The sequence below is a fragment of the Nonomuraea sp. NPDC023979 genome (assembly GCF_040639085.1).
Taxonomy (GTDB): Bacteria; Actinomycetota; Actinomycetes; order Streptosporangiales; family Streptosporangiaceae; genus Nonomuraea; species Nonomuraea ceibae.
Genome location: NZ_JBEZZG010000036.1, coordinates 64979 through 89854 on the forward strand (window position 1 = coordinate 64979; position 24876 = coordinate 89854).

Annotated in this window: 16 protein-coding genes; 12 read left to right on the plus strand and 4 right to left on the minus strand. The window is 72.7% G+C overall.

The genetic code is table 11. The annotated features are described in order from the left end of the window. Positions 1 to 138: 138 nt before the first annotated feature. From argG to AB0G11_RS40485, 4 genes are all read right to left on the minus strand, one after another. Positions 139 to 1584, minus strand: a complete 1446-nt coding sequence (argG, locus tag AB0G11_RS40470) for an argininosuccinate synthase (protein ID WP_219507992.1) — start codon at positions 1582 to 1584, stop codon at positions 139 to 141. A 48-nt stretch (positions 1585 to 1632) separates the two neighbouring features. Next, positions 1633 to 2151 carry a carboxymuconolactone decarboxylase family protein gene (locus AB0G11_RS40475; protein ID WP_219507990.1) on the minus strand — a complete coding sequence of 173 codons (519 nt, stop codon included), beginning with the start codon at positions 2149 to 2151 and terminating at the stop codon, positions 1633 to 1635. 90 nt (positions 2152 to 2241) lie between these two features. Further along, entirely contained in the window at positions 2242 to 5334 is a 3093-nt protein-coding gene (locus AB0G11_RS40480) for a BTAD domain-containing putative transcriptional regulator (RefSeq protein WP_219507988.1), read from the minus strand. Positions 5335 to 5634: 300 nt separating this feature from the next. Next, positions 5635 to 5820, minus strand: a complete 186-nt coding sequence (locus tag AB0G11_RS40485) for a hypothetical protein (RefSeq protein WP_219507985.1) — start codon at positions 5818 to 5820, stop codon at positions 5635 to 5637. A gap of 431 nt (positions 5821 to 6251) precedes the next feature. Here AB0G11_RS40485 and AB0G11_RS40490 point away from each other — a divergent pair, with 431 nt between their 5' ends. The 12 genes from AB0G11_RS40490 to AB0G11_RS40545 all read left to right on the plus strand — a co-directional run bounded on the left by AB0G11_RS40490 (position 6252) and on the right by AB0G11_RS40545 (position 24828). Then, positions 6252 to 6590: a hydroxyisourate hydrolase gene (locus AB0G11_RS40490; protein ID WP_219507983.1), complete on the plus strand. Its 339-nt coding sequence runs from the start codon at positions 6252 to 6254 to the stop codon at positions 6588 to 6590. Positions 6591 to 6602: 12 nt separating this feature from the next. Continuing rightward, positions 6603 to 8348 carry a 2-isopropylmalate synthase gene (locus AB0G11_RS40495; protein WP_219507981.1) on the plus strand — a complete coding sequence of 582 codons (1746 nt, stop codon included), beginning with the start codon at positions 6603 to 6605 and terminating at the stop codon, positions 8346 to 8348. Positions 8349 to 8538: 190 nt separating this feature from the next. Further along, on the plus strand, positions 8539 to 11313 hold the full coding sequence (locus tag AB0G11_RS40500; protein WP_219507979.1) for a LuxR family transcriptional regulator: 2775 nt from the start codon (positions 8539 to 8541) through the stop codon (positions 11311 to 11313). Positions 11314 to 11363: 50 nt separating this feature from the next. Then, on the plus strand, positions 11364 to 11564 hold the full coding sequence (locus AB0G11_RS40505) for an acyl-CoA carboxylase epsilon subunit (RefSeq protein WP_357592000.1): 201 nt from the start codon (positions 11364 to 11366) through the stop codon (positions 11562 to 11564). A 145-nt stretch (positions 11565 to 11709) separates the two neighbouring features. Continuing rightward, positions 11710 to 12699: a DUF1702 family protein gene (locus tag AB0G11_RS40510; protein WP_357592002.1), complete on the plus strand. Its 990-nt coding sequence runs from the start codon at positions 11710 to 11712 to the stop codon at positions 12697 to 12699. Positions 12700 to 12800: 101 nt separating this feature from the next. Beyond that, positions 12801 to 13778, plus strand: a complete 978-nt coding sequence (locus AB0G11_RS40515; protein WP_219507973.1) for a DUF1702 family protein — start codon at positions 12801 to 12803, stop codon at positions 13776 to 13778. Continuing rightward, positions 13775 to 15709 (plus strand): CRTAC1 family protein, encoded by a 1935-nt coding sequence (locus AB0G11_RS40520; protein WP_219507971.1) that lies wholly within the window; start codon positions 13775 to 13777, stop codon positions 15707 to 15709. Before AB0G11_RS40515 ends, AB0G11_RS40520 begins: the two co-directional genes overlap by 4 nt. A gap of 4 nt (positions 15710 to 15713) precedes the next feature. Further along, positions 15714 to 16718: an enediyne biosynthesis protein gene (locus AB0G11_RS40525; protein WP_219507969.1), complete on the plus strand. Its 1005-nt coding sequence runs from the start codon at positions 15714 to 15716 to the stop codon at positions 16716 to 16718. Beyond that, complete coding sequence (locus AB0G11_RS40530; RefSeq protein WP_357592003.1) at positions 16715 to 22468, plus strand: type I polyketide synthase; 5754 nt, start codon at positions 16715 to 16717, stop codon at positions 22466 to 22468. Before AB0G11_RS40525 ends, AB0G11_RS40530 begins: the two co-directional genes overlap by 4 nt. Beyond that, positions 22465 to 22893 carry an acyl-CoA thioesterase gene (locus AB0G11_RS40535; RefSeq protein WP_049565857.1) on the plus strand — a complete coding sequence of 143 codons (429 nt, stop codon included), beginning with the start codon at positions 22465 to 22467 and terminating at the stop codon, positions 22891 to 22893. The genes AB0G11_RS40530 and AB0G11_RS40535 overlap by 4 nt, the downstream gene beginning before the upstream one ends. Before the next feature lie 22 nt (positions 22894 to 22915). Then, positions 22916 to 23449 carry a flavin reductase family protein gene (locus AB0G11_RS40540; protein ID WP_219507965.1) on the plus strand — a complete coding sequence of 178 codons (534 nt, stop codon included), beginning with the start codon at positions 22916 to 22918 and terminating at the stop codon, positions 23447 to 23449. Further along, positions 23446 to 24828, plus strand: a complete 1383-nt coding sequence (locus AB0G11_RS40545) for a cytochrome P450 (protein WP_219507963.1) — start codon at positions 23446 to 23448, stop codon at positions 24826 to 24828. The genes AB0G11_RS40540 and AB0G11_RS40545 overlap by 4 nt, the downstream gene beginning before the upstream one ends. Positions 24829 to 24876 lie beyond the last annotated feature (48 nt).

Consider the following 24876-nt stretch of genomic DNA (forward strand, 5'->3'; position numbering starts at 1 on the left):
CTGCGCTCGCGCTCGCCCCTGCCATCCGTGCCTCCAGCCGATCTCTGGCTCCTGCGGACAGGCACGATATTAGGGGCGAGCGGGACAGATGCGCGGGCTTTCGATCAATCGGACCCGACACCCGGTCAGACGGGGTTGTCAGTCGGTGCCGAACTCCATCGCGGCGTTGTCGAGCAGCTCGTCGTCGGGCACCTCGCCCCGGGAGGCGATCACTTCGGCGCCGCCCTCGGGCATCTCGCCGATCAGCTCGGTCGGGGCCGGCTGCGCGGCGCCGATCAGCGCCTGCTGCGGGCTGCCGACCATGCCGAGCCCGGCGTACTGCTCCAGCTTGGCGCGGGAGTCGGCGATGTCGAGGTTGCGCATGGTGAGCTGGCCGATGCGGTCGGACGGGCCGAACGCGGAGTCCTCGGTGCGCTCCATCGACAGCTTGTCGGGATGGTAGCTGAACGCCGGGCCGGACGTGTCGAGGATCGAGTAGTCCTCGCCGCGCCGCAGCCGCAGCGTCACCTCGCCGGTGACGGCCGTGCCGACCCACCGCTGCAGCGACTCGCGCAGCATCAGCGCCTGCGGGTCGAGCCAGCGGCCCTCGTACAGGAGCCTGCCCAGGCGGCGGCCCTCGTTGTGGTAGCTGGCGAGGGTGTCCTCGTTGTGGATGGCGTTGACCAGGCGCTCGTAGCAGATGTGCAGCAGCGCCATGCCCGGCGCCTCGTAGACGCCGCGGCTCTTGGCCTCGATGATCCGGTTCTCGATCTGGTCGGACATGCCGATGCCGTGGCGGCCGCCGATGGCGTTGGCCTCCAGCACCAGGTCGACGGCGGTGGGGAACTCCTTGCCGTTGATCGTCACCGGGCGGCCGCGGTCGAAGCCGATCGTGACGTCCTCGGTGGCGATCTCGACGTCCGGGTCCCAGAAGCGCACGCCCATGATCGGGTCGACCAGCTCGATGCCGGCGTCGAGGTGCTCCAGCGCCTTGGCCTCGTGGGTGGCGCCCCAGATGTTGGCGTCGGTGGAGTAGGCCTTCTCGGAGCTGTCACGGTAGGGCAGGCCGTGCGCGAGCAGCCACTCCGACATCTCCTTGCGGCCGCCGAGCTCGCTGACGAAGTCGGCGTCGAGCCACGGCTTGTAGATGCGCAGGGCCGGGTTGGCGAGCAGGCCGTAGCGGTAGAACCGCTCGATGTCGTTGCCCTTGAAGGTGGAGCCGTCTCCCCAGATCTGCACGCCGTCCTCCAGCATGGCGCGCACCAGCAGGGTGCCGGTGACGGCCCGCCCGAGCGGGGTGGTGTTGAAGTAGGCGCGCCCGCCGGAGCGGATGTGGAACGCGCCGCAGGTCAGCGCGGCGAGCCCCTCTTCCACGAGGGCGGCGCGGCCGTCGACGAGCCGGGTGACCTCCGCGCCGTAGGCCGTCGCGCGGCCGGGCACCGAGGCGATGTCGGGCTCGTCGTACTGGCCGATGTCGGCGGTGTAGGTGCAGGGGACGGCGCCCTTCTCGCGCATCCACGCGACCGCTACGGACGTGTCGAGGCCGCCGGAGAAGGCGATCCCGACACGTTCACCGACAGGCAGGGAGGTGAGTACCTTGGACACGAGGTGAAGTATATACATACTTCTGCATGACCATGCAATGCGCCTCCCCTATGTGGCCGGCTCCAGCCCCGTGAGCAGGTTGAACGTGCCCGTGAGCTGGTTGAGTGCGACCAGGGCCGGCAGCTCGGCGATGATCCGGTCGCTCCAGCCGTGCGCCCGCAGCCCGGCCACGTCGGCGTCGGTGATCGACGAGGGCTCGGCCAGCAGGCGGACCGCGAGCTCGATCAGCGCCGTCTCGCGGGCGTCGGTGGAGGCGCCCTGACGGGCCAGCGCGATGTCGCTCTCGCTCAGTCCGGCCGCCCGCGCCGCCTCCGCGTGCGCCTGGAGGCAGTACGCGCAGCCGATCCACTCCTGGACGGCCAGTGAGACCTTCTCGCTGAGCGCGCGGGGCAGCTTCACGCGCTTCATGGCCCGCGAGAAGTCCAGGTAGCCCTGGAGCGCGGCGGGGGAGTGGGCCATGGTGGCGACCATGTCGCCCACGCCGCCTCTCCTGCTGACGATGTCCTCGAGCAGTTCCCGGGACTTGCCGGGGGCCTCGGCGGGCTCCAGGGGGGTCAGGCGTCGCATGCGTCCTCCTCGATCTCGATACCGTACCCCCCTAAGGTATATGACGGGTCGGAAAATTCCCGCCGGACAGGCCCGGCGGGAATGGGCCGGTCAGGGCAGCGGCTCGCTCATCGGGTCGGTGTAGGGCGAGCGGGGTTCGAAGGCCGCCGACGCCAGCGGGTCGCGCAGCGACTCGCCCGCCCGGTCGCCGACCTGATCCATCAGCTCGCGCACCCGCGCCTGCGCGGTCGCCGCCGCGTCCGCGTCGACGACCTTGCTCAGCATGAGCAGCGTGCGCGCCTCCAGCAGCGGCGTGCGCATCTGGCGGAACAGCGCCGCCGCCCGTTGCAGGCAGCCGGCCGCGTCGGCCTGGTCGCCCGCCGCCAGCGCCAGCTCGCCGAGGCCGCCCAGCGCGTGCGCCTCCGCGAGGCGGTGGCGGGAGCTGCTGGCCACCGTGAGCGCCTTGCGCAGCAGCGGCTCGGCCTCTTGCAGCTTGCCCTGCCGCAGCCGGGCCACGCCCAGCCCGTGCAGGGCGAACGCCTCCCCGATGGTGTCGCCGATCTCCTGCACGACCGCCAGCGACTCCTCGAACGCCCCCGCCGCGATGGCCACCTCGCGCGCCCGCAGGTGCACGTGGCCCATCCGGTGCAGCACCTGGGCGGTCACCCGGCGGTTGCCGCCGCCCTTGCTGCGGACCAGGGCCTCGGCCAGCAGCATCTTGGCCCCGTCGATGTCGTCGCAGTCGGCCTTGATCTGCGCCAGGTTGTGCAGCGTGTGCGCGGCGCCGATCTGGTCGCCGATGGCCGAGAACATCCGCAGGGCGTGCTGGAGGTGGCCCATCGCCGCCTCCATGCGGCCGTTCATCCGCTCCAGCACGGCGATGTTGCGGGTCGTCTTGGCGATCTGCAGTTCCGCCCCGACCTCCTCGAACAGCGTCAGCGCCGCCTCGAAGTCGCGCGCGGCGTCGTCGAAGCGCTGCTCGGTCAGCGACAGCGAGCCCCTGGCGTACAGCATCTCGGCCTGGCCGCGCCGGTCGCCTCCCGCACGGGCCGCCTCCAGGGCGATCTCGTGCGTCTCGCGCCAGTCGTCCAGGTAGACGCGCAGCTCGAAGAAGGTCTCGGCGTTCATCGCCAGCCGCCAGCACAGCTCCACCAGCCCGGCCTGGGCCGCCTGCCTGATGCCGGCGAGCAGCACGTGACGTTCGCGCTCGAACCAGGCGATCGGCTTGGCGACCAGCCGTTCGATCAGCTCCTCCGGCAGCGGCGAGGGGATCTCGTGCGCCGGGTGCGGGCCGGGCGAGGGGCCGTACTCGCGGCGGCGGGCCGCCTGCGTCAGGTGGAGCAGCGCGCTGAGCACCCGGGCCAGCGCCTCCGAGCGCATGTCCGGCGTCTCCTCGGCGGCCAGCCGCTCGCGCGCGTAGACGCGGATGAGGTCGTGGAAGCGGTACTGCACGCCGACGTGCCGCCCGGTGCCCAGCACCTCGACGAGCTGGGCGTCGGCCAGGTCGTCGAGCAGGTCCTGCACGTCGGCGAGCGGCTGGTCGAGCAGCGCGGCCCCGGTCCAGGCGGAGAAGACGTGCGCGTCGAGGATCGCCAGCCGCCGGAACAGGCGGCGCGCCTGCTCGCTGATGCCCTCGTAGGTCAGCGACAGGCTGGCCCGGATGCCCATGTCGCCGTGCATGAGCTCGTCCAGCCTGCGGGCCTCGTCCCGCAGCCGTTCCACCAGCTGCTCGACACCCCAGTACGGGCGCGCGGCCATGCGGGCGCCGGCGATGCGCAGCGCGAGCGGCAGGTAGCCGCACAGCTCGGCCAGCGCGGCGGCGGCCTCGGGCTCGGCCCACACCCGGTCGGCCCCGGCGATCCTGGACAGCATGTCGACCGACTGGGCGGCGTCGAACAGGCTGACGTCCACCTGGGTCGCCCCGGCCAGCGCGCCGAGCCGGCTGCGGCTGGTGACGATGACGGCCGAGGCGGGGTTGCCCGGCAGCAGCGGCAGCACCTGGCTCTCGGAGGCGGCGTCGTCGAGCACGATGAGCATGCGCCGGTCGGCCAGGAGCATGCGGTACATCTCGGCCCGCTCCTCCAGCGTCTCCGGCAGCGCGGTGCCCGACACGCCGAGCGCGCGCAGGAAGCGTTCGAGCACCTGCATGGGGCTGGCCGGGCGGGAGACGCCGCCGTGCAGGTCGGCGTAGAGCTGGCCGTCGGGGAAGTGCTCGGCCACGCTGTGCGCGGTGTGCACGGCGACCGTGGTCTTGCCGATCCCGGCCCGGCCGGCGATGGCGACGATGGGCACGGCAAAGCGGGCCGCGCCGTCGGGCGGCTCCGTCAGCCTCTTCTTGATCTCGTCGAGCTGGCTCTGGCGCCCGATGAAGTCCGCGATGCCGGCGGGCAGCATGCCCGGCACGGAGGAGGGGCCGGGACGCGGCTCGACGGTGACGAGCGTGGGCGGCGCGGGCGCTTCGAGGCTTTCGTCGGCTGTGAGGATGGCCGATTCGAGCTGTTGTAATCGCTCGTTGGGCTCGATCCCCAGCTCCTCGATCATCATGCGGCGGGCGTCGCGGTAGACCTGGAGCGACTCGGCCTGCCGTCCCGACCGATAGAGGGCGGTCATGAGCTGGGCGATGAAGCGCTCGCGCAACGGGTGGACGCTGACCAGGCCGGTGAGCTCGCCGACCAGCTCGTGGTGGCGGCCGAGCTCCAGCTCCAGCTGGATGCAGTCCTCGTTGGCGGTGATGCGCTGCTCGGTGAGCTGACCGGCGATGGCTTGCAGCAGCCGGCTCTCGATGCCGTCGAGCGCGGGGCCGCGCCACAGCCCGAGCGCCTCGCGGTAGTGGCGGATGGCCTCTTCGGGGTTGCGATCGTCGCGGAGCTTGCGCGCCCTGGCCACCAGGGTCTCGAAGACGCGGGCGTCGATCTCGCCGGGCTCGGCCAGGAGCGCGTATCCCTGCGGCTTGGTCACGATCATGTCGGGCCGGCCGTGCGCGGCGAACACGCGGCGCAGGGCCGAGATGCAGATCTGCACCTGGGCGCGGGAGGTCGCGGGCGGCTCGTCGTCGTAGATGGCTTCCATCAGCCGGGTCATGGCGACGGGCCGATCTGCGTTCAGAAGCAGCGCGGCCAGGATGATTTGCTGGCGCGTGCCGCCCAGTTCGAGATTTCTCCCGTCGGCGGTGGCTTCGAGTGCCCCCAGTAGTCGAAACTCCACGCACATCTCCTTGATGAAGCCGCCGCCCTCTTCGGCAACCGTCCAGGCCCCCCGGCCGGACAAGGTGCAGGGCGGAATTTGGCTGACACCATATTTGAGATTATGGCCCCAAGGTTGCCTGGTGGGGTGCTGGCTATATTACAAGATCGGCAGGCATTTATCGCGATGGTCGCGTCTGTGAAGTTCGGCCGATTTGTGCGTTACACTACAGTGCTGGGCCACTTGTGGCCACAGGGTAATCCCCATTAAACCGCGAAACGGCCGAGACCCTGAGGTCGTCGGCCGCTCGCTCCGGGATGCTCAGCCCCAGGGGTCGCCGGGGCCGTCGGCCGCGATGCCCCAGGGGTCGCCGGGACCGTTGGACACGATGCCCCACGGGTCGCCGGGGCCCTGCTCGGTGGCGGACGCGGCCGCCGCGTATGCCGGCACGGTCGAACCCAGGGCCAGGAAAGCGGCTGCGGCCGCCGCGAGAACGATGATCGACATGCGGATCCTGGCGGCGCTTGTGGCGATGGTCCGGCCCATGGTGCGTACCTCCGTCTGGATGTCGCGGCGCTCTCCCCGCCGCTCGGCCCAAACGCTCGCACCGGCCACCATCGACCCCATATCGGCGCGCTTCCGGCGCGCCATTCGAGCAGGTCGACGGCCATTCCCCGGAGCGCTTCCGCGGAAAACCCCGCAATCGGCGATAAGGCGTTCGCCGGCCCGCCGCGGGCCCCGATAAGTGCCCGATAGCGCGGCGGGGATCCGGCGATAGCGCGACGAAGGCGCGGCGATAGCGGCCGCCGCAACCCTTGTCGCGAGCCCGGGTGGCGCGAGCACGCGGCGGGTCACTCGGGTGGCCAACAGGCCCGGGGGGCGACCACCTGGGCGCGGACGAACCGCGGCAGACGGAACTCCTGAACAGGTGGCGTTTGATGGGGATTGACGTGCAGGCGCTGGACAGCGTCTACGGGCGGCCGGCCGCCAGCGTGGACGTGCGTCTGGACCGTGCCGACAACGGTCACTGGGTGATCGACGCCCAGTCGGTGACCGATCACGAAGGGCGCGTCAAGGAGTGGCGGGAGCACCGGCTCGACCGCGGCCTGTACAGAATCGTCTTCGGAAGTGATCGCTACTTCGTGAGCCTCGGGCTCACCGCCGCTTATCCGGAGATCGTCGTCGTGTTCCGCATGACGGACGAGGCGTGCACCTATCAAATTAACGTTCTGCTCTCGCCGCACTCTTATTCCGCCTATTTCGGCTCGTTCAACTGAGTAGGGCGCGCGATGAACACCAATCGGTATGACGCATTTCCGCTGATCCCGCTCCACGACCGGACGTGGCCCACGGCCGCGATCACCGCCGCGCCGCGCTGGCTGTCGACAGACCTGCGCGACGGCAACCAGGCGCTCGCCAGGCCGATGGGCCCCGAGCGCAAGCTGGCCATGTTCGAGCTCCTGGTGAGCATGGGCTACCGGGAGATCGAGGTCGGCTTCCCGTCGGCAAGCCAGGACGACCACGACTTCGTCCGCCTCCTCGTCGAGGAGGACCGCATCCCCGACGACGTGCGCATCACCGCGTTCGTGCCCGCCCGCGAGGACCTGGTGGAGCGGACCGTGGAGAGCCTGCGCGGGGCCGCCAGGGCGACCCTGCACCTCTACAACGCCACCTCGCCGGCCATCCGGAACCTGGTGTTCGGCATGGACCGCGAGCAGTGCCGCGAGCTGGCCGTGCACGGCACCCGCCTGGTCATGGCCTACGCCGACAAGCTCATCCCCGGCTGCGACCTGGCCTTCCAGTACTCGCCCGAGCACTTCAACGACACCGAGCCGGACTTCTCCCTGGAGGTCTGCGAGGCGGTCATGGACGTGTGGGAGCCCGGCCCGGACCGGCCGATCATCCTCAACTTCCCCACGACCGTCGAGCGCTCGACCCCGAACGTCTTCGCCGACCAGATCGAGTGGATGCACCGCAACCTGTCCAGGCGCGAGCACATCTGCCTGTCGGTGCACACCCACAACGACCGCGGCACCGGCGTGGCGGCGGCCGAGCTGGCCCTGATGGCGGGGGCCGAGCGGATCGAGGGCTGCCTGTTCGGCAACGGCGAGCGGGCCGGCAACGTGTGCCTGGTGACGCTCGGCATGAACCTCTACACCCAGGGCATCGACCCCGGCATCGACTTCTCCGACCTGGACCGGGTCCGCCGGGTCGTGGAGAGCTGCACCGGCATCCCGGTGCCCGCGCGGCACCCGTACGGCGGTGACCTGGTCTACACGGCGTTCTCCGGCGCCCACCAGGACGCGATCAAGAAGGGGTTCGACGCGCTGGAACGGGAGTCGGCGCGGACCGGGCTCGCGCCGTCGGAGCTGCCGTGGAGCATGCCGTACCTGCCGGTCGACCCCAGGGACGTGGGCCGGACGTACGAGGCCGTCGTGCGCATCAACAGCCAGTCGGGCAAGGGCGGGCTGGCCTACGTGATGAGCGCCAGGCACGGGCTCACGCTGCCCAGGCCGCTGCAGATCGACTTCGCGCAGGTCGTGCAGGCGCTGGCGGAGGCCGAGGGCGGCGAGATCCCGCCCGAGCGCGTCCGGGAGGTCTTCGAGGCCACGTACGCGGTCGCGCAGGCGCCTCCGGCGGTGGAGGGCGCCACGGTCGAGCTCTACCTCGACGGCCCCGCGTACGGCGGGGCGGCCTGGGCCGGGACGCTCCGCACGCTGCGCGCGGCCCTGGCCGACAAGGGCTTCGACGTGCGCGCCGTCCACCACATGGGCGGCCCGGCGGGCGAGCGCGAGGAGGTGGCCGTCTACGCGCGGTTCGGCGACGGCGACCGGGCGGTGTGGGGCGCCGGCATCCGCGGCGACGTCGAGGCGGCCGTGCTCGCCGCCGTCGGGTCGGCCGTGGCGCGGTCCTGGCCCGCCGTGCCCGCGCCGGCCGTGCCCGCGCCGCCCGCTCCGCGCCCCCCGGCGGACCCCGAATGCCGACGTCAGCGGCCCGTTCCGGCCCGGGCACGGCGGTTGATAGCCGGACGATAAGGATGCGATGGGCCCCCGGCATAGCGTTCGGACCAGGCAGCGAATCCGAGGTGAGGATCATGAGGCGCACCCAGGTGCGGAAGCGCAGGCCGCGCACCCGTGACGACGGCCACCGCTACTGGCTCGACCTGCGGACACCGTCAGGACGGGTCCTGCCGATCTGACCGCGGCGATTCGAGGGGAGACGGCCATGGGACTGATCGAACGACACGAGGAGCTGGCTGCTCTGGAGTCGCTCCTCGCCAACGCGGTGCTGAGCCGGGGCCGGATCGCCCTGGTCAGCGGCCCCGTCGCGACGGGCAAGAGCACACTGCTGCGCTCCCTGGCCGAGCAGGCCATCGAGCTCGGCGCGCTGGCCGTCTCGGCGACCGGCTCGCTCATGGAGCGCGACCTGCCGCTCGGCGTGCTGCGCCAGCTCATCCAGGACGCGCCCCTCCCCGAGGCCGACCACGCCCGCGCGATGGCCCTCATCGAGGAGGGCAGCCGGGCCGCGACCGTGGCCGGGCCCGAGGCCGACCAGCTCGTCGACGCCCAGGTGGTGCACGCGCTCTGCACGGTCCTGCTGGACCTGTCGGAGCGGTGCCCGCTGGTGATCGCCGTCGACGACGTGCACCACGCCGACCGCACCTCGCTGCTCTGCCTGGCCTACCTCGCCAGGCGGGCCAGGAGCGCCAGGATCGTGGCCGTGTTCGCGCACTCGGACCGGATGCGCTGCGCCGACGCGTACTTCGAGACCGACCTGCTGCGCCAGCCGCACTGCCGCAGGCTCCAGCTCTCGCCGCTGTCGCGCGAGGGCGTCGAGGAGCTGATGGCGGCCGAGCTCGGCACGGAGGCGACCGAGCGCTTCGCCAAGGAGTGGTACACGCTCAGCGGCGGCAACCCGCTGCTGGCCGGCGCGCTGGCCGAGGACTACCGCGAGTACCTGCGCTCGGTGGGCGAGCCGCCTCCGGAGCCGGTCGTGGGCGATCAGTTCGGCCAGGCGGTGCTGTCGTGCCTGCAGCGCGGGCACCCGCAGACGATGCGGGTGGCGCGCGGGCTCGCCGTGCTGGGCGAGACCGACGGGCTCGACCGGCTGCTCGGCATCGCGCCGATCGACATCAGCAGGGAGCTGCTCTCGCTCGGCGCGGCCGGGCTGGTCTCCGGCCGCGACTTCCGCCACCAGTCGGTCTGCCGCGCCGTCCTGGCGGGCATCGACCAGCAGGAGCGCATGGACCTGCACCGCCGGGCCGCCGAGGTGGCGCACGACGCGGGCATGACGCCCTGCGTGGTCGCCGACCACCTGCTGCAGGCGGCCCGGGTGGAGGCGCCCTGGGTGCTGCCCACGCTGGAGGAGGCCGCCAGGAACGCGCTGCGCGCCGGCCAGGTCGAGTCGGCCGTCGCCTACCTGCGGCTGGCCTGGCGCGAGTGCGACGACGAGCAGCGCCGGTTGAAGATCATGACGATGCTGGTGCGGGCCGAGTGGCGGATCAACCCGGCCGCGCCCGCCGGTCACCTGGCCGAGCTGGCCGAGGCGGTCAACCGGGGCAGCCTGCGCGGCGGCGACGTGGTCGTGCTGGCCCGCGCGCTGCTGTGGCACGGCCGCTTCGACGACGCCCGCGACGTGCTGGAGCAGCTCGGCGAGGAGGGCGACGCCGCCGACCACGAGACGATGGCCGAGATGGTCGTCGCCCAGCTCTGGCTGCGCGTCACCCACCCGCCGCTGCTGACCGGCCTGCCGCGCCCGGCGGGCCGCCGCGCGCTGGCGGGCCTGGTGTCGGTGGCCGTCAACCGGCGGGTGGAGGCCACGCTGGCGCTCGCCGAGGTGCTCACGCGGGGCCCGCGCGAGGAGAGCATGAACGCGGTGGAGCGCATCCTGGAGGACTCCCACCTCGACGAGATGTCGATGGACACCGTGGAGAACGCGCTGCTCGCCCTCACCTACGCGGGCCGCTGCGACCGCGCGGTGCCGTGGTGCGAGCGGTTCAGCGCCGAGGCGATGTCCAGGCAGGCGCCCAGCCGCCAGGCCAGGCTCGCAGCGATCCGCGCCGAGATCGCGATCCGGCAGGGCGACATGCCCGCCGCCGCGCACCACGCCCGCATCGCGCTCGACACCATCCCGATGAGCAGCTGGGGCGTCGCCATCGGCGGGCCGCTGAGCAGCCTGATCATCGCGCTGACGGCGATGGGCAGGTACGACGCGGTCCGCGAGTACCTGGACCGGCCGGTGCCCGAGACGATGTTCCAGACCCGCTACGGCCTGCACTACCTGTACGCGCGCGGGCGCTACAGCCTGGCCAACGAGTACTTCGCGCTGGCGCTGCGCGACTTCCAGCGCTGCGGCGAGCTCATGGTCACCTGGAACCTGGACACGCCGGGCCTGATCCCGTGGCGTGCCGACGCGGGGGAGGCGTGCCTGCGGATGGGGCACGTCGAGGAGGCCAGGGAGCTCATCGAGACCCAGCTGAGCATGTGCGGCGCCGAGCTGCGCCGGGGCCGGGGGATCGCGCTGCGGTTGCAGGCGGCCGTCTCCGAGCCGGCCCGCCGTCCGGCCCTGCTGCGGCAGGCGACCGAGTACCTGCAGATGGCCGGCGACCGCTACGAGCTGACCCGGGCGCTGTTCGACCTGGTGGAGGCGTACGACTCGCTGGGCGAGTACCGGCGCGCCCGGACGATCGCGGGCCGGGCGCAGGCGGCGGCGCGCGAGTGCCGGGCCGAGCCGATGATCGACGCGCTGAGCCGCGCCGACGACCCGAGCGTGGTGCCGGCGCCGCTGCCGAGCGAGCTGATCGGCGTGCTGAGCGACGCCGAGCGGCGGGTGGCCGCGCTGGCCGCGGCCGGCTACGCCAACCGGGAGATCGCGGCGCGCCTCTACATCACGCTCAGCACGGTCGAGCAGCACCTCACCCGCACCTACCGCAAGCTGAACATCAGGAGGAGGGTGGACCTTCCGCTGGTCGTCGAGTTCGACAGCCAGGTGGAGCACTGACGGAGTTGCGCGTGCCCGCCGCCCGGCCACACGGTCGGAGGCGGAGGTGCGTGATGGAGCCGATCGCCGAACTGATCACCGTCCGGGGGAACGTGACCCCGGAGGAGCTGGAGGCCGTCGTCCTGGCCGTCACCCGGCTGGTGGCGCGGGCCAGGGCCAGGTCCGAGGAGGAGCGGGCCTGGTCGGACCCGGCCGCGCTGGTGCGCCGGCCGGTCGCGGGGAGCTGGCGGCTCAGCGGCTGGGCCGGCTGACCTCTCCCATCCGCATTCGTGCTATTCGTGGCGATTTGGGCTACCACCGCAATCTGCGAAAAGCCCCCTCCCGCCGCCGAACGCATCCTGTTGAGGTGCCCGGCCCTACGGCCGGTCGAGTCGGTAGGCGAGGAGAGGTTCCACGATGTCGACATTTTTCGGTTCGCTCCGCAGGCTCGTGCTCGCCCCGTCCCTGGCCGAGGTGACGTTCGCCGGACGCGGCTTCCCCGGCCCGCCCACCGCCGACACCGAGCGGCTGGAGGCGATCCCGCAGGCCGTCGTCTGCGGCTTCGAATGGGGCATCGACGCGCGTGACCAGTGGGAGGTGCAGCGCAGGCTCGACCTGGTCGCCGCCGACCACCGCGGCTTCGCCTACGAGGGCGCGACCATGGCCTTCACCGTGCTCGACGCCATGGGCGGCGGGCGGCGGCAGCGCACCCGGGACCTGCTGCTCGGCCCGGGGCAGCCGCACATCTTCCTCGCCTACATCGGCATCGGCTTCGCCATGGCCCGGCTGCCCAGGCCGCTGTGGAAGAAGGTGCTGCCCGACCTTTCCGGCTCGCCCTACCACCCGGTGATGAGCTGGCTCGCGGTCGACGGCTACGGCTTCGACCTGGCCTACTTCCACACCCGGCGATACGTCGACGAGCAGCGGGTGCCCGCCCCGTACCCGTGGCGCGGCGAGCCCGGCTACTTCCCCCGGGCGGTCGACCAGGGCGTGGGCCGCGCCCTGTGGTTCATCCACGGCGGGCGGGCGCCCGACGTCGCCACCGCCGTGCGGCGCTTCGCCACCGCCCGGCAGGCCGACCTGTGGAGCGGCGTCGGCCTGGCCGCCACGTTCGCGGGCGGCAGTGCGGCCGGCGCGCTGGCCGCGCTGCGCGAGGAGGCCGGCGAGCACCGCGACGAGCTCGCCCAGGGCTCGGTGTTCGCGCTCAAGGCCCGCCACTACTCCGGCCACGTCCCCGCGCACAGCGAGGCCGCCGGGAACGTGCTCACCGGCCTGTCCGTCGACGACGCGGTCGCGCTCGCCGACGACACCGCGGTCGGGCCCGGCCGTCCCGGCGGCGTCCCGGATTACGAGCAGTGGCGCCGCAACGTACGCGCGCATTTCGCGGTTGAAAACGCCGCACGATGATCCCGCATTAACGCGGTAAGCACGACCGGAGTTGCCCGAAGATTCCACGTCATGTGTCAATGAGAAGACAGTACCTGCTGGTTGAGCGGTGAAGGGTTGTTATGGCCGGCCTGCTTCGATCGCTGAGAAAGCGAATACTTACCCCCAGTGTCACGGAGACCAAACTCGCCGTCCGCGGTTTCCATGTAAAAAACGAGGCGGCCCGCGAATTATTGGAGAAAGTTGGCGAGATATTCCTCACCGGTTTCGCGTACGCCGCCGAGTCGCGCACTCCCGCTGAGGCGGAGGACCGGCTGGAGCAGATCCCCGACCGGTTCCGCGGCTTCGCCTACGAGGGCGCCGGGATGGGACTCGCCGTGCTGGACTGCGCCTCCCTCGCCAACCTGCGGAGGGTGAAGGGCACGCTCGCCGGGCGCGGCGACCGCCACAACTACATGATCTACGTCGGGATCGGCTGGGCCATGGCCCGGCTGCCCCGCTTCCTGTGGCCGGACCCCGCCCAGCTCGACCCGCTGCTGCTGTGGCTCGTGCACGACGGCTACGGCTTCCACCAGGCGTACTTCCACACCGACAAGTACGTGCGCCGGCAGGTGCGCGAGACGCGCTTCCCCTGGCCCGCCGGGCACGAGGCGTACGCGGCCCGCGCCGTCGACCAGGGCATCGGCCGCGCCCTGTGGTTCGTCGGCGGCACCGACGTCGAACAGGTGACGTCGCTCATCGAGAGCTTCCCCGAGGAGCGCCGCCCCGACCTGTACGCGGGCACCGGCCTGGCCGCCACCTACGCGGGCGGCGCCACCGGCGACGAGCTGTGGGAGCTGCGCGACCGGGCCGGCCCCTACCGAGGCCAGCTCGCCCAGGGCAGCGCCTTCGCCGCCGAGGCCAGGATCCGGGCCGGGCTCCTCGGCCCGCACACCCGCCAGGCCACCGCCATCCTCTGCGGCACCACGGCGGAGCAGGCCGCCGAGATCTGCATCCAGTCCATGCCCGCACCGTCCCTGCCGGGGGAGCTGCCCGCCTTCGAGATCTGGCGGCAGCGGATAGCCGGCGAATTCGTCTCCCTTGGAGGTGTCACCCCGTGACCACGGTAGCCACCTGGCTGCGCCGGCAACAGGCCGGAGTCGTCGCCCTCGTGGTGATGGCCGCCCTGTTCGTCATCGGCAGCCCGTCCTTCGCCTCCGACGAGGAGAAGGCGGAGCTGGCCGGCGCGTACGCGTTCAAGCCGCTGAGCATCGCCCTGCCGTCGGACCTGCCGCAGCAGACCATCCGCGCGGTGAACCAGCGCTACACGCACATCGACGCCTGGATCTCCTCCGTCGGGGCCGGGATCGCCATGAACGACCTCGACATGGACGGCCTGTCGAACGACCTGTGCGTCACCGACCCCCGCATCGACCGGGTCGTGGTGACCCCCACGCCGGGCGCGCGCTCGGACCGCTACAAGCCGTTCGCGCTGTCCACCGGCACGCTGCCGATGAACGACGCGATCGCCCCCATGGGCTGCATCGCCGGTGACTTCAACGAGGACGGCCGCACCGACGTCCTGACGTACTACTGGGGCCGCACCCCGATCGTCCACCTGGCCAGGACCGGGGCCACGACGCTGTCCGCGGACGCGTTCACGGCCGCCGAGCTGGTGCCCGGCGCCGGCGGCGCCACCTACACCGGGCCGCAGTGGAACAGCAACACCGCCACCACCGCCGACTTCGACGGCGACGGCCACCTCGACATCTTCATCGGCAACTACTTCCCCCACGGCCCCGTCCTCGACGACAAGGTCAACGGCGGCGTCGAGATGAACGACTCGATGTCCGGCGCGGTCAACGGCGGCGAGAACTACTTCTTCCGCTGGACCGGCGTCACCGCGGGCGCCCCGTCCTTCGACCGGCTCGACAACGTGCTGGACAAGGACGTCTCCAAGGGCTGGGAGCTCGGCGCCAGCACCGCCGACCTGGACGGCGACCTGCTTCCCGAGCTGTTCCTCAACAACGACTTCGGCCCTGACCGGCTGCTGTACAACCGGTCCACGCCCGGCAAGATCTCCTTCTCGCTGGCCGAGGGCTCCCGCACGCCGTGGGTGCCCAAGTCCAAGTCGCTCGGCCACGACTCGTTCAAGGGCATGGGCTCCGACTTCGGCGACCTCGACGGCGACGGCCTCTACGACACCTTCGTCAGCAACATCACCACCTCGTTCGGCATCCAGGAGAGCAACTTCGCCTTCTACAACACGGCGAAGGACCGGGCCGGCGTACGCGCCCAGCTCGCCGACGGCGTGGCGCCCTTCGAGGACCGCAGCGCCCAGGACCGGACCGCGTGGACCGGCTGGGGCTGGGACGTCAAGATCGACGACTTCAACAACGGCGGCGACCCCGCCATCGTCCAGGCGACCGGCTTCGTCAAGGGCTGGGTGAACCGGTGGGCGCAGCTCCAGGAGCTGGCCACCGCGAACGACGCCGTCGTGCGCAACCCGCACTCCTGGCCCGTGGTCAGGGAGGGCGCCGACATCGCCGGCAGCCAGACGCTCGCCTTCTTCGCCAAGAAGGGCGACGGCACGTACGCCGACATCTCCCGCCAGCTCGGCCTGGCGGTGCCGGTGCCGACGCGCGGCATCGCGACCGGCGACGCCGACGGCGACGGGCTGCTCGACCTCGCGGTCGCCCGCCAGTGGGACGCGCCGATCTTCTACCACAACCAGAGCGCGCCGGCCGGATCGGCCATCACGCTCCAGCTCACCCACGAGAACGCCACCGGCGCGCAGGGCTCCCCGGCCATCGGCGCCGAGGCCACGGCGACGGTCGGCGACCGCACCGTGATCGGGCGCGTCGACGGCGGCAGCGGCCACTCCGGCCGGCGCAGCCACGAGGTGCACCTGGGGCTCGGCGAGCACGTGACCGGGCCGGTGAAGGTCCACCTGCGCTGGCGCGACCGCACGGGACAGGTGCGCGAGCAGGATCTTCAGCTCAGCCCGGGCAGGCACGCCATCCAGCTCGGCTCGCAAGCGAAGGAGAAGTGACGTCATGGCCGCTGACAAGACCGCGCCGGCGGCGCAGCCCGAGAAGAAGGCCGGCGGCCCGCCGCGCCACGACCCGAAGGTCATCACCGCGCTGCGCAGGTTCGCCCTCTCGATCACGATCTTCAACATCCTCGGCTACACCGTCCTGGGCTTCGAGCAGCCGTGGACGTGGCCGCTGATCGCCATGGCGACCGGCTACACCATCGAGATCGCCCTGGAGTGGATCGGCGCCCGCGCCGAGGGCCGCCCGGCCCGCTTCCGCGGCAACGGCTTCCGCGGCCTGGTGGAGTTCCTCTACCCGGCCCACATCACCAGCATCGCGCTCAACATGCTGATCTACGTCAACGACCAGGTGCTGGTCATGATGTTCGGCATCGCGGTCGCGGTCGGCGCCAAGTGGGTGCTCAGGGCGCCGGTGCGCGGACGGCTGCGCCACTTCATGAACCCGTCCAACTTCGGCATCGCCGTGATCCTGGTGCTCCTGCCCTGGGCGAGCATCGCGCCGCCGTACCACTTCACCGAGCACGTGACCAACCCGATCGACTGGATCGTGCCCCTGATCATCATCACCGCGGGCACGATGCTGAACGCCAAGCTCACCAACCGCATGTGGCTGATCGGCGCCTGGGTGAGCGTGTTCGCCCTCCAGGCGATCGTGCGCGGGCTCATCGTGGACGACGTCTCCATCCTCGGCGGCCTGTCGATGATGACCGGCGTCGCGTTCGTGCTGTTCACCAACTACATGATCACCGACCCGGGGACGAGCCCGTCCAAGCCGCTCTCCCAGGTCGCCTTCGGCGCCGGCGTGGCCCTCACCTACGGCCTGCTCACCGGCATGAACATCCCGTACGGGATCTTCTTCGCCACCGCGATCGTGTGCGTCGTCCGCGGCGGCTTCCTGTGGTCGCTGCGCGCGGTCGAGCTGGCCCGCGAGCGCGACGCCGCCCGGGTCACCGCGGCGGCGGCCGCGGCCATCGCCACCGCCGAGAAAGAGGTCGCGCGGGCATGAGCAGGATCGCGATCGTCGGTCTCGCCTGCCGATACCCCGACGCGGACTCCCCCCGCGCCCTGTGGGAGAACGCCATCGCCGGCCGCAGAGCCTTCAGGCGGCTGCCTGACGAGCGGATGCGGCACGACGACTACTGGGATCCCGATCCCGCCACGCCCGACCGCTTCTACGCCAAGACCGCCGCCGTCATCGAGGGCTACGCCTTCGACCGGGTCGCCCACCGGATCGCCGGCAGCACCTACCGCTCGGCCGACCTCACCCACTGGCTCGCCCTCGACATGGCGGGCCGGGCCCTGGCCGACGCCGGGTTCCCCGGCGCCGAGGGCCTGCCGAAGGAGCGCACCGGCGTCGTCGTGGGCAACACGCTCACCGGCGAGTTCAGCCGCGCCAACGCGCTGCGGCTGCGCTGGCCGTACGTGCGGCGCACGCTCGCGGCGGCGCTGCGCGAGCAGGGCTGGGACGACGACAAGCTGGCCGGCTTCCTCGGCGCCTACGAGGCGGCCTTCAAGAGCCCGTTCCCGCCGGTGGACGAGGACACGCTCGCGGGCGCCCTGGCCAACACCATCGCGGGGCGGATCTGCAACCACTTCGACCTCAACGGCGGCGGCTACATCGTCGACGGCGCCTGCTCCTCGTCGCTGCTGTCGGTGGTGACCGCGAGCAAGGCGCTGGCCGACCGCGACCTCGACGTGGCGATCGCCGGCGGCGTGGACCTGTCCATCGACCCGTTCGAGGTGATCGGCTTCGCCAAGACGGGGGCGCTGGCCAAGAGCGACTTCCGGCTGTACGACCGGCACTCCAACGGCTTCTGGCCGGGCGAGGGCTGCGGCATCGTCGTGCTGATGCGCGAGGAGGACGCGGTCGCCGCCGGGCACCGCGTCTACGCCACGATCGCCGGCTGGGGCATCTCCTCCGACGGCCGGGGCAGCATGACCCGGCCCGAGGTGAGCGGCTACCAGCTCGCGCTGCGGCGGGCGTACGAGAAGGCCGGGTTCGGCATCGACACGGTGCCGCTGTTCGAGGGCCACGGGACCGGCACGGCGGTCGGCGACGCGACGGAGCTGACCGCGCTGTCGCGGGCCAGGGCCGAGGCCGGGGCGAGCGGCGGGCCCGCCGCCGTCGGCTCGATCAAGGGCATGATCGGCCACGCCAAGGCGGCGGCCGGGGTGGCCGGGCTGATCAAGGCCGTCATGGCGGTGCACGAGCAGGTGCTGCCGCCCACGCTCGGCTGCGTCGACCCGCACGAGGTGCTGACCGGCGAGGAGGCGCAACTGCGGGCGCTGCGCGTGGCCGAGCCGTGGCCCGCCGACGCCCCGCTGCGGGCCGGCGTCAGCGCCATGGGCTTCGGCGGCATCAACTCGCACGTGGTGATCGAGAACCCGGCCCCCAGGCGGAGGCTGGGCCGCCGCACCAAGCTGCTGGCCTCCTCGCTGCAGGACGCCGAGCTGCTGCTGTTCGACGGCGGCACGCCCGAGCAGCTGCGCGAGCGGGTGGCGCGGATGCACGACTACGTGCCCGCCGTGTCCTACGCCGAGCTCACCGACCTGGCCGCGACGCTCGAAGGCGAGCTGCGCGGCCTGCCCTACCGGGCCGCCGTGGTCGCCGCCACCCCCGACGAGGCCGAACGGCAGCTCGCGCGGGTGCTGGAGGCGATCGACTCCGGCGAGCGCAGGCTGCTCACCCCCGACGGCAAGGCCTTCTACGGCCACGCCGCCGGGACCGCCAGGGTCGGCTACCTCTTCCCCGGCCAGGGGTCGGGGCGCGGCACCGGCGGCGGCGCGCTGCGCAGGCGGTTCGCCGACGTGGACGAGCTGTACACCGAGGCCGGGCTGCCGGCCGGCGGCGACGTGGTCGCCACGGCCGTGGCCCAGCCGCGCATCGTCACCGGCTCGATGGCCGGGCTTCGGGCGCTGTCCCTGCTCGGCGTCGAGGCGGAGGTCGCCGTCGGCCACAGCCTGGGCGAGCTGTCGGCCCTGCACTGGGCCGGCGCGATGGACGAGCAGGCGCTGCTGCGGCTGGCCACCGGCCGGGGCCGGGCCATGACCGAGAACAGCGAGTCGGGCACCATGGCCGGCGTGCGCGCCGACCCGGCGACCGTGACCGCCCTGATCGGCGACCTGCCGGTGGTCATCGCGGGCTACAACGGCCCGAACCAGACCGTCGTCGCGGGCCCCGTCGAGGCGATCGAGGAGGTCGGCCGGGCCGCCGTGACCGCCGGGGTGAGCTGGACCAGGCTGAAGGTCTCGCACGCCTTCCACTCGCCGCTGGTCGCGCCCGCCGCCGAGGCCCTGACGCCCTACCTGGAGCGGGAGCGGTTCGGCAGGATCGGCCGCCGGGTCGTCTCCACCGTCACCGGGACCGCGCTCGCGCCGGACGGCGACATCCCCGCGCTGCTGCGGGAGCAGATCACCGCCCCGGTGCGCTTCACCCAGGCGCTCGAACAGGCCGCCGACGGCCTCGACCTGCTGATCGAGGTCGGCCCCGGCCGCGTGCTCAGCGGGCTGGCCGCCGCCGTCACCGACGTGCCGGCCATCGCGCTCGACACCGACGACGAGTCGCTGACCGGGCTGCTGCGGGTGCTCGGCGCCGCGTACGTGACGGGCGTGCCCGTCGCGCACGAGGAGCTGTTCCACGGGCGGCTCACCCGGCCGATGGAGGTCGGCCGCGAGCTGTCGTTCCTCATGAGCCCGACCGAGCAGGCGCCGAAGATCACCGTCGCGCAGGCGAGCGGGCAGCCGGCCGAAGCGGCCGCCGTGTCCACCGCGTCCACTGCGTCGGCCGCGTCCGCCGGCCAGGGCGAGCCCGGCGAGTCCACCACGGACCTGCTGCGCCGCCTGGCCGCCGCCCGCGCGGAGCTGCCCCTGGAGATGGTCACCGAGGACAGCAAACCGCTCGACGAGCTGCACCTCAGCTCCGTCACCGTCATGCACATCATCGACCAGGCCACCCAGCAGCTCGGCCTGCCCGCCGGGCAGACCCCGGCCAACCTCGCCACCGCCAGCCTGCGCGAGCTGGGCGAGGAGCTGGACAAGCTGGCGGCCGAGCCGGGCAGGCGGACGGTGACCGGGGTGACGGGCGCCGCCCCGTGGGTCCGGTCGTTCGCCGTCGACCTCGACGAGCTGCCGCTGCCCGCCAGGGCCGCCGCCGAGGCCGGCGGCTCCTGGCAGGTGTACGGAGGCACGGGCCCGGCCGCCTCGCCCGTCGCCCAGCCGCTGCGCGAGGCGCTCGAACGCGGGAAGGTCGGATCCGGTGTACTGGTGTGCCTACCTCCGCAGTGCTCGCCCGACGACGTCGAACAGGCGTTGCTCGGCGCGCAGGCGGCCCTCGCGGGCGGACCCGGCACCCGGTTCGTGCTCGTCCAGCACGGACGGGGCGCGGCGGGCCTGGCCAAGACGCTCCACCTGGAGTCCACCGGGCTCCGCACCACCATCGTGCACGTACCGGCGATCCCCGAAGCGGCAGCCTGGGTAGCCGCCGAGGTGGCCGCCACCGACGTCTACGCCGAGGCGTACTACGACGACGACGGCGCGCGTCGGGTGCCGACCATGCGCGCGCTGCCCGTACGCCCCGCCCGCACCGAGCACCCGCTGGACGCCTCCGACGTCCTGCTGGTCACCGGCGGCGGCAAGGGCATCACGGCGGAGTGCGCGCTGGCGGTGGCAGGAGACGCCGGGGCCGCGCTGGCCGTGCTGGGCCGCTCCGACCCGGCGGCCGACGAGGAGCTGGCCGCCAACCTGCGGCGGATGGCCGACGCCGGGCTGAACGTCCACTACGCCAGGGCCGACGTCACCGACGCCGCCCAGGTGCGCGACGCGGTCGCCGAGGTCGAGCGGGCGCTCGGCCCGGTGACGGCGGTGCTGCACGGCGCCGGCCGCAACGAGCCCGAGTCGCTGGCCACGCTCGGCATGGACGCCGTGCGCCGCACCTTCGCCCCGAAGGTCGACGGCCTGCGCCACGTGCTCGACGCGGTCGACGGCGACCGGCTGCGGCTGCTGGTCGCCTTCGGCAGCATCATCGGCCGGGCCGGGCTGCCCGGCGAGGCGCACTACGCGACGGCCAACGAGTGGCTGGCCGAGCTGACGCGCGAGTTCGCCGAGCGGCACCCGGGCTGCCGGACCCTGTGCATGGAGTGGTCGGTCTGGTCCGACGTCGGCATGGGCGAGCGGCTGTCGGTCGTCGACCGGCTGACCCGGCAGGGCGTCACCCCGATCCCGGCCGCCGACGGCGTGGAGATCATGCGGCGGCTCGTCGCCGACCCGGACGCCCCCCGCGTCGTGGTCGTCAGCGGGCGCACCGAGGGCATCCACACCGTCCGCTACGACCGGCCGGAGCTGCCCCTGCTGCGGTTCGTCGGCAAGCCGCTGATCCGCTACCACGGCGTGGAGCTCGTCACCGAGCTGGAGCTCACCGACGGCACTGACCTCTACCTGGCCGACCACCACCTGGACGGCAACCTGCTGTTCCCGGCGGTGTTCGGGATGGAGGCCATGGCCCAGGCCGCGCTGGCCACCACCGGGCGGGAGGTCACGCCGGTCATCGAGCGGGCGGAGTTCCTGCGCCCGATCGTGGTGCCGCCCGGCGGCAGCACCACGCTGCGCGTCGCCGCCGCCGTCACCGGCGACGACGACACGCTGGCCGTGAGCATCCGCAGCGGCGACACCGGCTACGAGGTCGACCACTTCCGGGCGGTGCTCACGCTGACCGGTGACGCCGCCCCCGCCGGGCCGCCCGAGCAGGCCGGCGACGGCCTCGCGGCGGTCGCGCTGGACCCCGCCGCCGAGATGTACGGCGACGTGCTGTTCCAGGGCAAGCGGTTCCAGCGGCTGGCCCGCTACCACCGGGCCGAGGCGCGCGCCGTCGAGGCCGACGTGGCGGTGGTCGACGACGGCGACTGGTTCGCCGCCTACCTGCCGGGCGAGCTGCTGCTGGGCGACCCCGGCATGCGCGACGCCCTCATGCACGGCAACCAGGTGTGCGTCCCCGACGCCACCCTGCTGCCGACCGGCGTCGACCGGATCCACCCGGGCGGCCCGGCGCTGGCCGCGCACGACCGGCTGCGCTACTGCGCGACCGAGCGCGGCAGGGACGGCGACGCCTACGTCTACGACATCGCCGTACGCGCGCCGGACGGGCAGGTCGTGGAGCGGTGGGAGGGCCTGCGGCTGCAGGCCGTGCGCAAGAAGGACGGCCGGGGGCCGTGGGTGGCGCCGCTGCTCGGGCCCTACCTGGAGCGGACCCTGGAGGACCTGACCGGCGTCCGGCTGGCCGCCTGCGTCGAACCGGGCGGGCAGGACGCGGGCGAGCGCGGCGCGCTGGCCGGGTCCCGCATCGCCGGCCGCGGCGCCGGCGACCCCGTCACGGCCCACATGGACGGCCTCACGCTGTCCGTGGCGGGCCCCGGGACCGTCGCCTGCGCGATCGCGCCCGTACAGCAGACCGGCGGGCAGACCGGCGGGCAGACCAGTGGGCAGGCCGGTGGGCAGGTCGGCGGGGCGGCGCTGGCCGAGCGCGTGGCGGCGGAGACCGGGGAGCGGCCGGACACGGCGGCGGCCCGGGTCGCGGCCGCCGAACGCTGCCTGCGGGCCGCCGGGCTCGGCGGCGCCGAACTCACCATCACCCCGGCGGAACGTGACGCATGGGTGGTCTTCGCCACGGCGGAGCTGCGCGTCGCCACACTCGTGACGGCCGTGCGGGACCTGCCCGACCCCGTCGTCGTCGCGGTACTCACCGAAGGGCGGACCCAGCCATGAGCAAGTACTTCGAGTACGTCCACACGGTCGGCTTCGAGGAGACCAACCTCGTGGGCAACGTCTACTACGTCAACTACCTGCGCTGGCAGGGCCGGTGCCGGGAGATGTTCCTGAAGGAGCGGGCGCCCGACGTGCTCGCCGACCTCCAGGACGATCTCAAGCTCTTCACGCTCAAGGTCGACTGCGAGTTCTTCGCGGAGATCACCGCCTTCGACGAGCTGTCCATCCGCATGCGGCTCACCGAGCTCACCCAGACCCAGGTGGAGTTCGGCTTCGACTACATGCGGCTGAACCAGGACGGGAGCGAGACGCTCATCGCCCGCGGCAGGCAGCGGGTGGCCTGCATGCGCGGGCCCAACACCAGGACGGCACCCGCCAGGGTCCCCGAGGCACTGGTGAGAGCCCTCGAACCGTACGCGTCCTAGGACGGATTCCAGGAGGTCTGGCGTGCAACTCCACCCATCAACCACACCGCTGACGGACACCAAGGCGCTGCGACGCGCGTTCGGCACCTTCGCCACAGGCGTCACCGTGGTGACGACCGGGGGAGACGTGCCGCACGCCATGACGGCCAACTCCTTCACCTCGGTATCGCTCGACCCGCCGCTCGTCCTGGTCTGCATCGACAAGAACGCGGTGATGCACCAGTGCCTCACCATGACCGGGACGTTCGGCGTGTCGGTGCTGGCCGCGCACCAGGAGGACGCGGCGCGGCACTTCTCCAACCGCTACCGGGCCCTCGGCGCCGCCCAGTTCGAGGAGGTCGAGGTCGTCAAGGGCATGTTCACCGGGGTGCCGCTCGTCGAGGGCGCCATCGCCCGCTTCGAGTGCGAGCTGTGGAGCCGGCACGACGCCGGCGACCACACCATCTTCGTGGGCAAGGTCCTGGCCATGTGCCAGGACTCCGGCAGCGAGGGCCTGCTGGTCTACCGGGGCCAGTTCAGGGAGATCACCTCCGAGCTGCGCGAGGTGACGGCGTGACCGCCGTACGCACCCGCGGGTCGGCCACGGCGGTCCAGGCGGTCCCGGCGACGCCGCCGGGACCGCCCCGCCTGGCCGCCCCGGCCCTGTTCAAGCGGCTCGTCACCGACCGGCTCGGGCTGCTGTCCACGGCCGCGGAGCGGTACGGCGACGCCGTCCGGATGACGATCGGGCCCAAGTCCATCTACCTGTTCAACCACCCCGACCACGCCAAGCACGTGCTGGCCGACAACAGCGGCAACTACCACAAGGGCATCGGCCTGTCGGAGGCCCGCCGCGTCATCGGCGACGGGCTGCTGACCAGCGAGGGCGAGCGGTGGAAGCGGCAGCGCCGCACCATCCAGCCGATGTTCCAGAACAAGCGCCTGGCCCAGCAGGACGCGGTCATCGGCGAGGAGGCCGGGCGGCTGGTCGCCCGGCTGCGGGCCCGGGCGGGCGGCGGGCCGGTCGACGTGGCCAGGGAGATGACCGGGCTCGCGCTCGGCGTGCTCGGCCGCACGCTGCTCGACGCCGACCTCGGCGCGCACGCCTCGATCGGCCACTCCTTCGAGGGCGTCCAGGACCAGGCCATGTTCGAGATGGTGACGCTGTCGATGGTGCCGCTGTGGCTGCCGCTGCCGTTGCACCTGCGCTTCCGGCGTTCCCGCCGCGACCTGTACCGGGCCGTCGACCTGCTGGTGGCCGAGCGGATCAACCGGCCGACCGACGGCGGCGACCTGCTGTCGCGGCTGATCGCCTCCGCCCGGGAGGAGGGCGATCCGCGCGCGGTCCGCCGCCGGCTGCGCGAGGAGATCGTCACCGTGCTGCTGGCCGGGCACGAGACGACCGCGAGCACGCTGTCGTGGGCCTTCCACCTGATCGACCGGCACCCCGAGGTGCGCGAGCGGCTGCGCGAGGAGGCGGTCTCCGTGCTCGGCGACCGGCCGCCGACGTACGAGGACCTGCACCGGCTGCGCTACACCGCGATGGTGCTGGAGGAGGTCATGCGCCTGTACCCGCCGGTGTGGGCGCTGACCCGGGTCGCCCAGCGCGACGACGTGGTGGGCGGCTACCGGGTGCCCGCCGGGGCGGACGTGCTGATCAGCCCGTACACGCTGCACCGGCATCCGGCCTACTGGGACGAGCCCGCGCGCTTCGACCCTGGCAGGTTCGACCCGGCGGCGCCGTCGTCGCGGCCCCGCTACGCCTACATCCCGTTCGGCGCCGGGCCGAGGTTCTGCGTCGGCAACCACCTGGGCATGATGGAGGCCACGTTCGTGCTGGCCATGGTGGCCCGCGAGCTCAGGCTGACCGGGGTGCCGGGGTTCCGCGCGGTGCCGGAGGCGATGCTGTCGCTGCGGGTGCGCGGCGGGCTGCCGATGACGGTGAGCCTCGCCTGACCGACCGGAACGATCCGCGGGCCGGTGAGCTCCTCACCGCTCGCGGAT